Origin of the sequence: Streptomyces luteosporeus, from assembly GCF_039532865.1 — a bacterium.
GTDB classification, from domain to species: Bacteria; Actinomycetota; Actinomycetes; order Streptomycetales; family Streptomycetaceae; genus Streptomyces; species Streptomyces luteosporeus.
In genome coordinates this window covers 195,354-209,918 of the sequence record NZ_BAAASL010000008.1, presented here as the reverse complement: position 1 = coordinate 209,918, position 14,565 = coordinate 195,354, and the positions used below count along the sequence as shown (strand labels likewise).

The following is a 14,565-nucleotide window of genomic DNA, read 5'->3' as shown; positions in this document are numbered from 1 at the left end:
CAGTGTCGATTTGCGGCTGCCGCCGCGTGGGCGCGATCTGCCACCGACGGCCCGCAGTCGACGTGCCAAGCCCGCGGCGGCAGCCGCAGATCGATACCGCCCCGCGCCCTTGACGGGGCGCTACAGCTTCCGCAGGGACAGCCGCTGGACCTTGTGGTCCGCGCCCTTCCGGAGGATGAGGTTGGAGCGGCCGCGCGTCGGGGCCACGTTCTCCAGCAGGTTCGGCTTGTTGATGGTGCGCCAGTTGCGGCGGGCGTAGTCCAGGGCCTCCTCCTCCGACACCTGCGTGTACCGGCGGAAGTAGGAGTTCGGGTCCTGGAAGGCCGTCGCCCGCAGCTTCTTGAACCGCTCGTAGTACCACCGCTCGATGTCCTCGGCCCGCGCGTCGACGTACACGCTGAAGTCGAAGTAGTCGCCGAGGCTCACCCGCGTGCGGCCGTCCTTGCCGGGCTGGGCGGGCTGCAGCACGTTCAGGCCCTCGACGATCAGGATGTCGGGCCGGTGCACGGTCAGCCGCTCGCCGGGGACGATGTCGTACGTGAGGTGGGAGTAGACCGGCGCGCTGACCTCGTCCTTGCCGGCCTTCACATCCGCGACGAAGCGCGTCAGGGCCCGGCGGTCGTACGACTCGGGGAAACCTTTCCGCGACATCAGCCCGCGCCGGTGCAGCTCGGCGTTCGGCAGCAGGAAGCCGTCCGTGGTGACCAGCTCCACGCGGGGGTGCTCGGGCCAGCGGGCCAGCAGCTCCCGCAGCAGCCGGGCCGTGGTCGACTTGCCCACCGCCACGCTGCCGGCCACGCCTATGACGAACGGCGTGCCGCGTTGCGCGCCCTTCTCGCCCAGGAACGTGTTCAGGGCGCCGCGCAGGCTGCCCGTGGCCCCCACGTACAGGTTCAGCAGCCGCGACAGCGGCAGGTAGATGTCGCGGACCTCGTCCAGGTCGATCACGTCGCCGAGCCCGCGCAGCCGCTCGACCTCCGCCGCGGTCAGCGGCAGCGGCGTGTTCTCGCGCAGGGCGCTCCACTGCGCCCTGGTCAGGTCCACGAAGGGCGAGGACTGCTGCGCGGGGGAGTCACCGCCGCGGCGTCGTTGCTGCGGCTGCTCGGTGGTGATGGGCACGGGCCCATTGTGCGCGTCCGCGGGGCGGGGTTCACGCCCGGGTGGCCGTTTCCGCCGTGACGCAAGTGAACTGAGTGATGCCTGTGGGTGAAGTTTCGTCCGGGCTCTGTACTTACCCGGCAGTCCGCAATAGCGTCCGCCCGCTTCCTGCCCCACCTGTCGCACCAGGGGTCGCGTTGTTCGTCCTCCGCCTCGCCGCCCGCCGCGTCCGCCGTGCCTGCAGCGGCGTGCTCCGGTTCGTACGCGCCCGCCGCAGGAGCTCCGGGACGCCGGCCGCCCGCGCCGCCTTCGCCGACCGCGTGCGCGGCGACCTCGCCGTCGAACTGCCGGACGAGGACATCGGCCAGGACCTCTCCGACTGCCTCGACGCCTACGTTCTCGGCAGCAAACCGCGCTGCGAGGAGGTCGAGTACCTGGAGATGGTGCAGGACGCCATCGACCGGATCGACCGCGGGCGTTGACCCCGGAGTCGTACGCTGCAGTCCATGTGCGGAATCGTTGGTTATGTGGGAGGGCAGTGCGCCCTCGACGTCGTATTGGCAGGGCTGCGGCGGCTGGAGTACCGCGGCTACGACTCGGCCGGCGTGGCGGTCCTGGCCGACGGCGGGCTCGCCGCCGCGAAGAAGGCCGGCAAGCTCGCCAACCTGGAGAAGGAACTGGCCGACCGGCCCCTGCCCTCCGGCTCCACCGGCATCGGCCACACCCGCTGGGCCACCCACGGCGGGCCCACCGACGCCAACGCCCACCCCCACCTCGACAACCCCGGCCGCGTCGCCGTCGTCCACAACGGCATCATCGAGAACTTCGCCGAGCTGCGCGCCGAACTCACCGACCGCGGCCACCGCCTGCAGTCCGAGACCGACACCGAGGTCGTCTCCCACCTGGTCTCCGAGGCCTTCTCCTCCTGCGGCGACCTCGCCGAGGCCATGCGCCAGGTCTGCCGCCGCCTCGAAGGCGCCTTCACCCTCGTCGCCGTGCACGCCGACGACCCCGAGGTCGTCGTCGGCGCCCGCCGCAACTCCCCCCTCGTCGTCGGCGTCGGCGACGGCGAGAACTTCCTCGCCTCCGACGTCTCCGCCTTCATCGCCCACACCCGCGAGGCCATCGAACTCGGCCAGGACCAGGTCGTCGAGCTGCGCCGCGACGGCGTGAGCGTCACCGACTTCGACGGCAACGCGGCCGACGACGCCGTGCGCGCCTACCACGTCGACTGGGACGCCTCCGCCGCCGAGAAGGGCGGCTACGACTACTTCATGCTCAAGGAGATCGCCGAGCAGCCGCGCGCCGTCGCCGACACCCTCCTCGGCCGCATCGACGCCGCCGGCTCGCTCACCCTCGACGAGGTCCGCATCCCCGACTCCGTGCTGCGCGAGGTCGACAAGGTCGTCATCGTCGCCTGCGGCACGGCCTACCACGCGGGGCTGATCGCCAAGTACGCCATCGAGCACTGGACCCGCATCCCGTGCGAGACCGAGCTCGCCAGCGAGTTCCGCTACCGCGACCCGATCCTCGACCAGCGCACCCTCGTCGTCGCCATCAGCCAGTCCGGCGAGACCATGGACACCCTGATGGCCCTGCGGCACGCCCGCGAGCAGGGCGCCAAGGTGCTGGCCATCTGCAACACCAACGGCTCCACCATCCCCCGGGAGTCCGACGCCGTCCTGTACACCCACGCCGGGCCGGAGGTCGCCGTCGCCTCCACCAAGGCGTTCCTCACCCAGCTGGTCGCCTGCTACCTGGTGGCGCTCTACCTGGGGCAGGTGCGCGGCACCAAGTGGGGCGACGAGATCCGCTCCGTCATCCGCGAGCTCTCCGAGATCGCGCAGGAGGTGGAGGAGGTCCTGGAGACCATGGAGCCGGTGCGCGAGCTCGCCCGCTCCCTGGCCGACAAGAACACCGTCCTCTTCCTCGGCCGCCACGTCGGCTACCCGGTGGCCCTGGAAGGCGCGCTCAAGCTCAAGGAGCTGGCGTACATGCACGCCGAGGGCTTCGCGGCGGGCGAGCTCAAGCACGGCCCGATCGCGCTCATCGAGAAGGACGTGCCGGTCGTCGTGGTCGTCCCCTCGCCGCGCGGACGCTCCGTCCTCCACGACAAGATCGTCTCCAACATCCAGGAGATCCGCGCCCGCGGCGCCCGCACCATCGTCATCGCCGAGCGCGGCGACGAGGCCGTACGCCCCTACGCCGACCACCTCGTGGAGATCCCGCCCACGCCCGTGCTCCTGCAGCCCCTCGTCGCCACCGTGCCCCTGCAGGTCTTCGCCTGCGAACTCGCCACGGCCCGCGGCAACGAGGTCGACCAGCCGCGCAACCTTGCCAAGTCGGTGACGGTCGAGTGATCGTCGGAGTCGGCATCGACGTCGCCGAGATCGAGCGCTTCGACGCGGCCCTGCAGCGTACGCCCGGCATGGCCGACCGCCTCTTCGTCGAACGCGAGCGGTACCTGCCGAGCGGCGAACGGCGCGGCATCGCCTCCTTGGCGGCCCGCTTCGCCGCCAAGGAAGCGCTGGCCAAGGCGCTGGGCGCGCCGCCGGGGCTGCTGTGGACGGACGCGGAGGTCACCACCGACGACCGCGGCCGCCCCGGCCTCGTCGTCACCGGCACGGTGGCCGCCGCCGCCGAGGCCCTCGGCATCCGCTCCTGGCACCTCTCCCTCAGCCACGACGCGGGCGTGGCCTCGGCGGTGGTGATCGCGGAGGGCTAGGGGCCGCGTCAGACCGCGGGCGGGGCGTGCTTCGCCACGTACTCGGCGTACGGCTCGATGCCCGCCTGCGCCCGCAGGGCGTCCATCCGCTCCGGTGCCTCACAGGGCCACGGCACCGGGGCGCCGTCCTTCACGCCCGCAATCTGGGTGCCGTAGATCTGCTTGCGCCCCTCGTTGACGAGTACGCGGTCGCGCAGGAAGGCGAGTTGGCGGGGGCCGTCCGGGCCCGCCGTCCCCGCCGCCACGGCCTGCTCCAGCAGGGCGAGGGCCCGGCGCTGGACGTCGAGCTGCCGGTCGGCGTGCTGGGCGATCAGCCAGGCGGCCCGGGCCGCGTCCTCGCCGACGGCCTGCGCCGTCGGCCAGCCGTACTCCTCCATGATCCCGGCGAGCCGGTCGCCGTGCCGCGCGGTCAGGCGCCGCCAGGCCAGCTGCTCGGCCGGGTCGTCGCTGTAACCGTGCCGTGCGGCGGCGTGGTCGGCGGCGGCCATGGTGGTCAGTTCTTGCGCCAGGGCGGCGTGTTCGGGGGAGGTCATGCGCTCAACGCTAGGCGCGCGATCCGGCCCCGAGATCATTCGCGGGGAGGGTGACAGGGGGCGGCCGCCGCTCCGATAATGGATCTACCGCCACCGAAGCCACGGCTTCACGGCTGCCCGTGCCCGCTCGCCGCGGGCGATCTCGCGGCCCGCCGCCACCAAGGCGTCGCAGCGGACGCCGGCCCACAGGACCCCTGGGGTGTGCCCGGCCGGTCTCCGTCGCGCGGCACCACGGCGCCCCGTCAGGGGCGCGGGGAACTGCGCGACAAGCCACGACGCGCCCGCAGATGAAGTGCCGGGCTGCGCCCGGGCCCCGAGGTGGCGTTTCGACTGCGGGCCGTCGGTGGCCGATCGCGCAGTTCCCCGCGCCCCTGACGGGGCGCTGCCCCGCGAGGCAGGCCGCCTCCAGCGCCCGGAAGCGCGGTCCGACGGCGACCTCGCCGCCGTGACCGAGACCGAGCCCTTTTCGGCGGAGCCGGCAGGGGCCGCGCCCGCCCCCTGCCAGGGGCCGTCACGGTGAAAACCGGTGGTCGAAGAGGGTGAACGTGGCGGGCCGGGCGTCCGGCGGGCTTGGCCGGTGGGGGCGCTGCCGGTAGCAAGTCCGCGGGGGTTGCCGGCCGCGAGGGACAGGACCGCACAGTGAAGACAACCAGTCGCATGAAGACGGTGGGCACCGGCGTCCTCGGCCTGCTGCTGGCCGGAGCCGGGGTCGGGGCCGGGGCGTCGCCCGCCGCGGCCCGGGGCGGCGGCGGGCCGTTCGGCGCCGACGGCGACACGCGCATCATCTTCCGCGCCGGCTTCACGTGCGAGGGCCGTGCCCGGACGTGCGTCAACGGCCCGGTCAACAGCGGCAACTCCAGCAACACACAGAACGTCCGGCTGAACGGGAATCCCAGCAGCAGCGGAAGCCCCACCAACAACGCCGGTTCCGTGAACTCCGGCTCGACCGGTACGGGTGCCGCCGCGGGCAGCTCCAACGAGCAGCAGAGCCTCGACGGGGGCGGCGACATGCGCTTCTGAGGCCCGCGGCGCGCGCGTACGGCCTACCGCGGTCCGACGATGTCGTTCTCGCTGTTGTTCATCGACCCCTTGGCGGTGTTGAGGCTGTTGGTCGAGCCCGCCGCGGTCTCGATGTTGCCGCTGTCCACCGGGTTGCCGTGGTTGAGGAAGTTGTTGCTGTTGCTGCTGTTCCCGCTGTCGACCGGACCGTTGATACAAGGGTGCGGCGCATAGGTCACCGGCGACTGGTAGTGGTAGTCGGCCAGGCGGTTGTCGCAGACGACCCCGGAGACCATGCCCGTCACGGTGCCGAGGTCCGCGCCGACCACGGCGGCCAGCAGCGAGCCGCCGCCCGGGGCCGTCTGCGCCTGCGCGTCCCCGTCACCGGTGCCGAACAGCGCCAGACCACATGTCCCGGCGAACGTCACCGCCCGCACGACTCTCTTCACGACACCGCTCCTCGCCCGGTCGGCCTGCTGGTCCCGGACGTATGGTCCTGCGGTTGCCGCCCGCGGTCCGGGCAACCCACGGACAGCCGAACGCCTGCACACCACATTCACCTGCACGGCCCCACCGGCTGCGTTTGACCCTCCAGCGACGGGAGACCCCAAGGTGGCGGACATGGACGACGACACCCCCCTGTACTCCATCGGCGAACTCGCCCGGATGACCGGCCTGACGGTCAAGACCATCCGGTTCTGGTCCGATGCGGGCGTGGTGCCGCCGGCCGACCGTACGCCCGCCGGCTACCGCCGCTACGGGCAGGACGCCCTGGCCCGGCTCGGCCTCGTGCGGACCCTGCGCGACCTCGGGGTCGGCCTCGCCACCATCCGGCAAGTACTGGAGCGCGAGGTCACCGTCGCCGAGGTCGCCGCGGTGCACGCCGAGGCCCTGGAGACGCAGATTCGCACGCTGCGGCTGCGCCGGGCCGTCCTGCGCGCGGTGGCCGGACGCGGGTCCACACCGGAGGAGATGGAACTCATGCACAAGCTCGCCACCCTGTCCGACCGGGAACGCCGCCACCTGGTCACCACCTTCATCGACAGCGCCTTCCAGGGCCTCGACGTCGACCCCGGCTTCCTCGCCACGATGCGCGGCGCCATGCCCGACCTGCCGGACGACCCCACGCAGGCCCAGCTCGACGCCTGGGTCGAACTGGCCGAGCTCGTCCAGGACGACGACTTCCGCGCCGGCATGCGCAAGGCCGCCATCGACCAGATCGAGGCCCTGAAGGACGTCGACCGGCCCGCCCCCTCCGAGGCCGAGCGGCTCGCCGAGCTGATCCGGCAGCGGACCGCCGACGCCCGCGCCGCCGGCATCGCACCGCAGTCGCAGGCCGCCCGCCCCGTCGTCGACGAGCTCGTGCGGCAGTGCGCCGAACTCAGCGGCCGCAGCGACGGGCCGGAGTTCCGCGCCTGGCTGCTGCAGCGCCTCGACGTCGCCAGGGACTCCCGCTACGAGCACTACTGGCGCCTGATCTCCGTCATCAACGGCTGGCCCGCCCCGGACATGGGCCCGGCCGTCGACTGGCTGACCGCGGCGGTACGGGCGTCCCGCACCGCCTGAGCCGTTGCCCCTTCCCCCCTCGCCCCGCTGCCGTATCGTCACCTCGAGCCCGGCGGGCGGTACGGCACAGGCGAAGGGGGCGGGGGAGTGCACCCGGCAAGGGAACGCATCGCGGCGGTGCTCGGCAGCAGCCAAGGCAGCGGGTACCTGCTGACACCGAGAGCCGTGCTCACCGCGGCCCACGTCGTCGCCGACTGCACCGAACCGGCGGTGATCGTCCCCGGCGGCACCGGCAAGGTGCGCTGCCGGGTGGCCTGGGCACGCGACGACAACCGCCGCTGCGACGTCGCCCTGCTCGTCGCCGACCGGGACCTCGTGCCCGAGGAGGTCGCCGAGCACTTCGAGCCGTTGACGTGGGGGCGCGCCTACGACCTGCGGGCCTGGCCGGGCGCACACGCCATCGGCTACCCCCACGTCCAGCGCGACCCCGCCGGCGAACTCGACAGCGAGCAGGTCGTCGGCACCCTCAAGCCCGGCAGCAACCTGCTCGGCGGCCGGTACGTCCTCGACTGCGAGCACGGCGCACCGGCCGCCCCCGGCGACGGCACCTCGCCCTGGGCGGGCATGTCGGGGGCCGCCGTCTTCGTGGGCGGCCTGCTCGCCGGCGTCGTCCACGCCGACCCCGGCGGATGGGCCCACGGCCGCCTGACCGTCACCCCCTCGGAAACCCTGTGGCAGGACTTCCGCTTCCTGCAGGAATGCGTCCTCGCCGGCGACCGGCCGCAATCGCGCTCCCTCGCCTCCCGGCAGCAGCGCGAAGTCGAGGAATTCGAGCGCCGGTTACGCGAGTACGTCATCGGCAAGTCCGGCGAACTCACCATCATCGGCCTCACCCTCACCGACGGCGACGGCGAGACCTGGCCCCTGGACACCGCCTACCTCAGCCTCGAACTCACCGGCACCGGCCAGGACGGCACGTCCGTCGACGCCGCCCGCGCCCTGCCCTCGCCCCAACGCGCCGAAGACGCACTGGCCGGCCGCAACCGCGTCCTGCTGCGCGGCGTCGCCGGCTCCGGCAAGACCACACTCCTGCAATGGCTCGCCACCACCACCGCACGCGGCGACCTCCCACCCGCCCTCGGCCACCTCAGCGGATGCCTCCCCCTCACCCTCCCCCTGCGCACCCTCATCCGGCGCGGGGCACTGCCCCAGCCGGAGGAATTCCTCGCCGCCGCAGCCGGCCCCCTCGCCGGGCTGCCCGCCGCCCGCGGCTGGGTCACCCGCCGCCTCACCGAGGGCACCGCCCTCCTGCTCGTCGACGGCGTCGACGAAGTCCCCGAGGCCGACCGCCGCCGCACCCTGACCTGGCTCAAGGACCTCCTCGCCGCCTACCCCGACGCCCGCTACGTCATCACCACCCGGCCCTCCGCCGTCCGCGAAGGATGGCTCACCGAATCCGGCTTCACCGAACTCGAACTGCTGCCCATGAGCCGCGGCGACGTCCTCGCCTTCATCGACCGCTGGCACGAAGCCGCAGGCGCCCGGCACGACGAACGCCTGCGCGCCTTCCGCGACACCCTCTCCGCCGCCGTCGTCGCCACCCGCGACCTCGGCCGGCTCGCCACCAACCCCCTCATGTGCGCCCTGATCTGCGCCCTCAACCGCGCCCGCCGCGGCTACCTCCCCCACGGCCGCATGGAGCTCTACCGCGCCGCCCTCGACCTGCTCCTCATCCGCCGCGACCGCGAACGCGACATCGTCGCCGGCCTCGAAGGCCCCGAACTCGAACAGGCCCAGACCGCTCTCCTGCAGAAGATCGCCTACTGGCTCGTCCGCAACGGCCGCTCCGAGATCGAATGGCACAAGGCCGTCGAAATCCTCGAACGCGCCCTCCCCGCCATGCCGGCCGTCGCCACCCTCGGCGGAGCCGAGGACATCCTGCGCCACCTCGTCGTCCGCAGCGGCCTCCTGCGCCGCCCCACGAGCGAGACCCTCGACTTCATCCACCGCACCTTCCAGGACTACCTGGGCGCCCGGGCCGCCGTCGACGACTGGGACTTCGACCTCCTCGTCAACAACGCGCACGACGCCCAATGGGAGGACGTCTTGCGCATGGCAGTAGGCCACGCGCCCCCGCGAGCGCGGGCGGAACTGCTGGGCATGCTCCTGGAACGCGGCGAAAAGGAGGACGCGAACCGCCACCGGCTGCACCTGCTGGCGGCGGCCTGCCTGGAACACGCGACGGAGGTCGACCCGGCGGTCCGCGAGCGCGTGGAACGCGCGGCGTCAGCACTGATCCCACCCCGGGACGTCGAATCGGCGAAGGCCCTGGCCGAGGCGGGCGACGTCGTCCTGGACCTCCTCCCCGGCCCGGAGGGCCTGCCGGACGAGGTGGCCCACGCGGTGGTGGTGACGGCGACGACGATCGGCGACGACAGGGCGATCCCGCTGCTGGCGCGGTACGCGGCGCATCCGCACCAGCAGGTACGGGCGCAGTTGGTGTGGTCGTGGGACCGCTTCGATACGCGGCACTACGCGGACGCGGTGGTCAGCCTGATCCCGTACACGGACGAGGCCGGTTCTGAGCTCCGCTTCACCGCGAAGACGACGGCGCACCTTGAGGCGCTGGCGCGCATGGGCGGCAGACCGCGAGTGGAGTTCCGGGGACGTCCGTCGGACGAGCAACTGGACCTGCTGTTCACGCCGGGGCTGCGGCATCTGAGCCTGCAGGGCATCCTGGAGACCTTCGACGTGCGCGCCCTGTCCGCGCGGCCGCCACTGCGGGGACTCTGCATCTTGAGCAGAGCGATTTCGCACCTGGGCGAGCTGAACAGCGAACACCTGGAAGAACTCCAACTCCGCTCGGAAGACCCGCCGGAGGAACTGGAAGCCGTCGCCGGCATGACCCGGCTTCAGTACCTGACGCTGTTCGTGAGCTTCGTCAAACCCCGCCAGGGGCCGCCCAAACCGCTCGTTCTGCCCTCGGGATTGCGGAGGCTCGAGGTGGGCGCCGGCCGGGCCCAGGGGGTGGACCTCTCGGCCGTGCACCATCACCCGGCTCTCGAAAGCGTCACGTACTACAGCGGCGGTGTGTCCAGGGAGGAGCTCGGCCTCAGCACGTTGCCCCACCTCACCTGGCTGAACATCGTCGGGAATGACCTGCACGTGCTGCCTGGCGAGGAGCCCCTGCCGACGGTGAAGTACCTGAACCTGACGAGCTTCCGCCATGGCGGCGGGTTGGACCATCTGCCCAGCGTGTACCCGGGTCTGGAACGACTGATCATCGCCACGGGGTACGAGAGCACCGGGTCGGTCGACCTGACGCCCCTGGGCGACCTGGGGCGCCCTCTCGACGTGACGGTCTTCTACTCCGGCTCCGTTGTCGGTGCCGACGCCCTCCCGGAGGGCTCGACCGTCTCCCTGCGGGAGAGCCGGAGGCCGGTGGCGGAGCGCTGACGTCAGCCGCTCGCCTGCCCAGGCATCCGCCGTGCCTCCGCCATGCGCCGGTCGATCTCCGCGTCCAGCCGTGCCCGCTCGGCCGGGCTCGGGTCGTACCCGTTCCAGGCGTGCAGGAGGCGGCGGGCGTGCTCGGCTCGGGCGGCGAGATCGGCGGGGGTGAGGGGAGCGGGGTCGGTCACGGGGCGAGCGTAGGGGAGCCGGCGCCCGGCCGGCCCCCGCGTCACCCGTTCGAGACGTCCCGCCACACCTCGCGCAGGCGCTCCGCCACCGCCACGGACGTGATCGGCGCCGCCCCCAGCCTGCGGGCCGCCAGGCCGTGGAGGTATGCGCCCACCGACGCCGCGTCGCGGCCGGGCAGGCCCGTTGCCAGGAGCGAGCCTGTCAGGCCCGAGAGGACGTCGCCGCTGCCCGCCGTGGCGAGCCACGGGGTGCCGGTCGGGTTGACCCGCAGGGGGGTGGCGGGGGTTGCCACCAGCGTCGTCGAGCCCTTGAGCAGGGCCGTCACGCCGAAGCGGGCGGCCAGGGCGCGTACCGCCTCGACGCGGGCCGATTCGACTTCCTCGCGTGCGAGGCCGAGCAGGGCCGCCGCCTCGCCGGCGTGCGGGGTGAGGACGGTTTCGGCCGTGCGGGCGCGCACCGTCGCGGGGTCGAGGAGGCGGAGGCCGTCCGCGTCGACGAGGGCGGGGACGTCGGATTCCAGGACGTCCGCGAGCGCGCGCTCCGCCTCGGCGCCGTCGCCGAGGCCGGGGCCGACGACCCAGGCCTGGACGCGTCCGGCCTTGGACGGGGGGCCGGTGGTCACGAGCGTCTCGGGGAAGCGGGCGATGACCGCGTCGGCCGCCGGGCCGGCGTAGCGCACGGCGCCCGCGCCGCCGGCGAGGGCGCCGGCCACGGCGAGGACGGCGGCGCCCGGGTAGCGGGCGGAGCCGGCCACGATGCCGACGACGCCGCGCCGGTATTTGTCGCTCTCCGCTTCCGGCCGCGGCAGCAGGCCGGCCACGTCGGCGTGCTGGAGCGCTTCGATGTCGGGTGCGGCGGGCAGCCACGGTCCGAGCCCGATATCGACGAGCCGCAGGGCTCCGGCGTGCTCGCGTGCGGGGTCGACCAGCAGCCCGGGCTTGTACGTGCCGAAGGTGACGGTCGCGTCCGCCCGCACCGCCGCGCCCCGCACTTCTCCCGTGTCGGCGTCGATGCCGCTGGGCAGGTCGACGGCGACGACGAGGGCGCCTTCGGCGGCGCGGACGAGCTCCTGCGCCTCGGGCCGCAGGCCGCCCTTGCCGCCGATGCCGACGATGCCGTCGACGACGAGGTCGGCGCGCTCGACCGCCCGTACGCCCCCCTGCGCGCCGGTCACGGCCCGTCCGCCGGCCGCGCGCAGGGCGCGCAGGCCGCCGGTGTGGGCCCGGTCGGGGGCGAGGAGCACCGCGGTGACGCCCGCGCCGCGCCGGGCCAGCCGGGCCCCGGCGTACAGCGCGTCGCCGCCGTTGTCGCCGCTGCCGACGAGGAGCGCGACGCGTGCGCCGTACACCCGCCCGAGGAGGTCCGCGCAGGCCGCGGCGAGCCCGGCGGCGGCGCGCTGCATCAGGGTGCCCTCGGGCAGTTCGGCCATGAGCGCGCGCTCGGCGGCCCGTACGGTCTCCACGCTGTAGCCAGTCCTCATGGGGCACAGCCTCCCCCTGCGCCCCGTCGGCGACACCACCCAGGGGTGGGACCGAGCGGAAGCATCCTGAGAGACTGGCTGCGATGAGTGATACACCGAAGGCTCCGAAGGCTCCGCGCGCCCGGGCAGTGGTCGACCTGGCCGCCCTGCGGGCGAACGTCCGTGCCCTGCGTGCCCGCGCCCCCCGGGCGCAGCTGATGGCCGTCGTGAAGGCGAACGCGTACGGGCACGGCGCCGTGCCGTGTGCGCGTGCCGCCCGGCAGGCCGGTGCCCGGTGGGTGGGTACGGCCACGCCGCACGAGGCGCTGGCGCTGCGCGCCGCGGGCGACACCGGCCGGCTGATGTGCTGGCTGTGGACGCCCGGCGACCCGTGGCGGGAGGCCGTGGAGGCGGACATCGACGTCTCGGTCAGCGGCCTGTGGGCGCTGGAGGAGCTGACGGCGGCGATCGCCGGCACCGGGCTGACGGCCCGCGTCCAGCTCAAGATCGACACGGGTCTGGGCCGCAACGGCTGCCAGCCAGGCGACTGGGAGGCCCTGGTTGCGGCGTCGCGTGCCGCCGAGGGCGCGGGCCTGGTGAAGGTCACCGGCATCTGGTCGCACTTCGCGTGCGCCGACGAGCCGGGCCACCCCTCGATCGAGGCGCAGCTGCGCGTCTTCACGGACGCGGTCGCCTACGCGCGCGCCCAGGGCCTGGACCCGGAGGTGCGGCACATCGCGAACTCGCCGGCCACCCTCACGCTCCCCGAGGCGCACTTCGACCTCGTCCGTACCGGCGTGGCCATGTACGGGATCTCGCCGAGCCCGGAGGTGGGCAGCCCCGAGGAGCTGGGCCTGCGGCCGATCATGACGCTGTCGGCGTCCCTCGCCTCGGTCAAGCGGGTGCCGGGCGGGCACGGGGTGTCGTACGGGCTGACGTACACCACGCCGGGCGAGACGACGCTGGCGCTGGTTCCGGTCGGATATGCGGACGGCATCCCGCGCGCGGGCTCCGGCACCGGTCCGGTGCTGGTGGGAGGCAAGTGGCGCACGGTCGCGGGGCGCGTGGCCATGGACCAGTTCGTCGTCGATCTGGGCGGCGACAGTGCCGCACCAGGGGACGAAGCGGTGCTTTTCGGCCCCGGCGACCGGGGAGAACCGACCGCCGAGGACTGGGCCCGGGCGACCGGAACCATCGCCTATGAAGTCGTCACCCGCATCTCCGCACGCGTACCCCGCGTCTACCTCGGGGAGACGGATCCGGACACGGGTACGGACACCGGTCCGGACACGGACGTGATCGCGGACGATACGGGGGCCTGACATGAGCGAGGGCGGCGACGGCAGCACGACCGGGGCGATGAAGGCCGGCGTCACCGGCATCGGCGCCGCCGCATGGCGCCGCGGTGCCGGTGCGGCGGGCGCGGCGGTCGGGGTGCTGGCCGCGGGAGCCGCGGTCGGCGTGGCCGTCGAACGCCTGACCGTCGGCCGCGGCATGCGCCGCAAGGCGCGCCTCGCCCTCGACTCCACCGGCCCGTACGGCACCCTGCGCGGCCGCCCCGGCACGGCGGTGGCCGAGGACGGCACCAAGCTGTACTACGAGGTCGACGAGCCGGCCGCGGACGCCGCCGCGGCGCGCGGCGGCCTCGCGGGGTTCCTCGGCCGCCGGCCGGCCGCGCCGCCGCTGACCGTCGTCTTCAGCCACGGCTACTGCCTCGGCCAGGACTCCTGGCACTTCCAGCGCGCCGCCCTGCGCGAGGCCGGCGTGCGCGCCGTCTTCTGGGACCAGCGCAGCCACGGCCGCTCCGGGCGCGCCCCGGCCGCCACCCCCATCAGCATCGACCTGCTCGGCCGCGACCTGAAGGCCGTCATAGACGCCGCGGCCCCCGACGGGCCGCTGGTCCTCGCCGGCCACTCCATGGGCGGCATGACGACGATGGCCCTGGCCGCCCAGTACCCGGAACTGATCACCGAGCGCGTCGTCGGCGCGGCCTTCGTCGGTACGTCCTCGGGCCGGCTGTTGGACGTCACGTACGGGCTGCCGGCGGCCGGCATGAACGTCCTGCGGCGCACGGTCCTGCCGGGGGCGTTCAAGCTGATGTCCGTGCAGACGGAACTCGTCGAGAAGGGCCGCCGGGCCACGGCCGACCTGCTCGCCGGCATCATCCGGCGCTACTCCTTCGGCTCCCCCAAGGACGTCGACCCGGCGGTCGCCCGCTTCTCGGAACGCCTCATCGAGGCCACGCCCGTCGACGTGGTCGCCGCCTTCTACCCGGCCTTCGGCGAACACGACAAGCTGGCGGCGCTGGCGGCGTTCGAGGACGTCCCGGTGCTGGTGCTGGCGGGTGAGAAGGACCTGATCACGCCGGTCTCGCACAGCGAGACGATCGCGGAGGCCCTGCCGGGCGCGGCGGAACTGGTCATCGTCCCCGGGGCGGGGCACCTGGTGATGCTGGAACGGCCGGAGCTGGTGGACTCGCACCTGGCGGCGCTGCTGCAGACGGCGACGGCGGCGGCTGCGGCGAGCCGCCCTGCGGCGCGCCGCACGGGGCGCTGACGCGGCGGTGTCCCCAAGCGCCGGACGGGCCGGATGCGGCACCCGCCGCA

At 73.7% G+C, this 14,565-nt stretch carries 13 protein-coding genes; 8 read left to right on the top strand and 5 right to left on the bottom strand.

Annotation, left to right across the window (positions count from 1 at the left end; genetic code table 11):
* Positions 1–120: 120 nt before the first annotated feature.
* Positions 121–1,119: a type I pantothenate kinase gene (gene coaA, locus ABD361_RS12765; RefSeq protein WP_344435169.1), complete on the bottom strand. Its 999-nt coding sequence runs from the start codon at positions 1,117–1,119 to the stop codon at positions 121–123.
* Positions 1,120–1,295: 176 nt separating this feature from the next.
* On the opposite strand from coaA, the gene ABD361_RS12760 reads away from it, so the two are divergent.
* The 3 genes from ABD361_RS12760 to ABD361_RS12750 are packed head-to-tail and all read left to right on the top strand — an operon-like array spanning position 1,296 to position 3,823.
* Complete coding sequence (locus ABD361_RS12760) at positions 1,296–1,580, top strand: hypothetical protein (protein ID WP_344435167.1); 285 nt, start codon at positions 1,296–1,298, stop codon at positions 1,578–1,580.
* Between the two features lie 24 nt (positions 1,581–1,604).
* Entirely contained in the window at positions 1,605–3,458 is a 1,854-nt protein-coding gene (gene glmS / locus ABD361_RS12755) for a glutamine--fructose-6-phosphate transaminase (isomerizing) (RefSeq protein ID WP_344435166.1), read from the top strand.
* Positions 3,455–3,823: a holo-ACP synthase gene (locus ABD361_RS12750; protein WP_344435165.1), complete on the top strand. Its 369-nt coding sequence runs from the start codon at positions 3,455–3,457 to the stop codon at positions 3,821–3,823. Before glmS ends, ABD361_RS12750 begins: the two co-directional genes overlap by 4 nt.
* An 8-nt stretch (positions 3,824–3,831) precedes the next feature.
* On the opposite strand, the gene ABD361_RS12745 is transcribed toward ABD361_RS12750, so the two are convergent.
* The gene (locus ABD361_RS12745; RefSeq protein ID WP_344435164.1) at positions 3,832–4,356 is read right to left on the bottom strand and encodes a DUF6624 domain-containing protein; all 525 of its coding nucleotides are present in this window, start codon (positions 4,354–4,356) and stop codon (positions 3,832–3,834) included.
* 639 nt (positions 4,357–4,995) lie between these two features.
* Between ABD361_RS12745 and ABD361_RS12740 the strand changes: the two genes are divergently transcribed.
* Complete coding sequence (locus tag ABD361_RS12740; protein ID WP_344435163.1) at positions 4,996–5,376, top strand: hypothetical protein; 381 nt, start codon at positions 4,996–4,998, stop codon at positions 5,374–5,376.
* 23 nt (positions 5,377–5,399) lie between these two features.
* On the opposite strand, the gene ABD361_RS12735 is transcribed toward ABD361_RS12740, so the two are convergent.
* On the bottom strand, positions 5,400–5,804 hold the full coding sequence (locus ABD361_RS12735; RefSeq protein ID WP_344435162.1) for a hypothetical protein: 405 nt from the start codon (positions 5,802–5,804) through the stop codon (positions 5,400–5,402).
* 172 nt (positions 5,805–5,976) lie between these two features.
* Between ABD361_RS12735 and ABD361_RS12730 the strand changes: the two genes are divergently transcribed.
* Both ABD361_RS12730 and ABD361_RS12725 read left to right on the top strand, forming a co-directional pair.
* A complete protein-coding gene (locus ABD361_RS12730; protein ID WP_344435161.1) occupies positions 5,977–6,921 on the top strand; it encodes a MerR family transcriptional regulator in 945 nt (314 codons plus the stop codon).
* A gap of 87 nt (positions 6,922–7,008) precedes the next feature.
* Entirely contained in the window at positions 7,009–10,317 is a 3,309-nt protein-coding gene (locus tag ABD361_RS12725; protein ID WP_344435160.1) for an NACHT domain-containing protein, read from the top strand.
* A gap of 2 nt (positions 10,318–10,319) precedes the next feature.
* Here ABD361_RS12725 and ABD361_RS12720 read toward each other — a convergent pair whose 3' ends face one another.
* A complete protein-coding gene (locus ABD361_RS12720; RefSeq protein ID WP_344435159.1) occupies positions 10,320–10,499 on the bottom strand; it encodes a hypothetical protein in 180 nt (59 codons plus the stop codon).
* A gap of 41 nt (positions 10,500–10,540) precedes the next feature.
* Entirely contained in the window at positions 10,541–11,980 is a 1,440-nt protein-coding gene (locus tag ABD361_RS12715) for an NAD(P)H-hydrate dehydratase (RefSeq protein WP_344435158.1), read from the bottom strand.
* An 83-nt stretch (positions 11,981–12,063) separates the two neighbouring features.
* Here ABD361_RS12715 and alr point away from each other — a divergent pair, with 83 nt between their 5' ends.
* Together alr and ABD361_RS12705 are read left to right on the top strand one after the other, a co-directional pair.
* Entirely contained in the window at positions 12,064–13,281 is a 1,218-nt protein-coding gene (gene alr / locus ABD361_RS12710) for an alanine racemase (RefSeq protein ID WP_344435157.1), read from the top strand.
* A gap of 1 nt (position 13,282) precedes the next feature.
* Positions 13,283–14,515, top strand: a complete 1,233-nt coding sequence (locus ABD361_RS12705) for an alpha/beta fold hydrolase (protein WP_425583203.1) — start codon at positions 13,283–13,285, stop codon at positions 14,513–14,515.
* Positions 14,516–14,565 lie beyond the last annotated feature (50 nt).

What these genes read in the sequence shown, in the direction of transcription:
- glmS (WP_344435166.1), top strand. Translation starts at nt 1,605, where the DNA reads ATGTGCGGAATCGTTGGTTATGTGGGAGGGCAGTGCGCCCTCGACGTC.
- ABD361_RS12745 (WP_344435164.1), bottom strand. Translation starts at nt 4,356, where the DNA reads ATGACCTCCCCCGAACACGCCGCCCTGGCGCAAGAACTGACCACCATG.
- ABD361_RS12730 (WP_344435161.1), top strand. Translation starts at nt 5,977, where the DNA reads ATGGACGACGACACCCCCCTGTACTCCATCGGCGAACTCGCCCGGATG.
- ABD361_RS12715 (WP_344435158.1), bottom strand. Translation starts at nt 11,980, where the DNA reads ATGAGGACTGGCTACAGCGTGGAGACCGTACGGGCCGCCGAGCGCGCG.
- alr (WP_344435157.1), top strand. Translation starts at nt 12,064, where the DNA reads ATGAGTGATACACCGAAGGCTCCGAAGGCTCCGCGCGCCCGGGCAGTG.
- ABD361_RS12705 (WP_425583203.1), top strand. Translation starts at nt 13,283, where the DNA reads ATGAGCGAGGGCGGCGACGGCAGCACGACCGGGGCGATGAAGGCCGGC.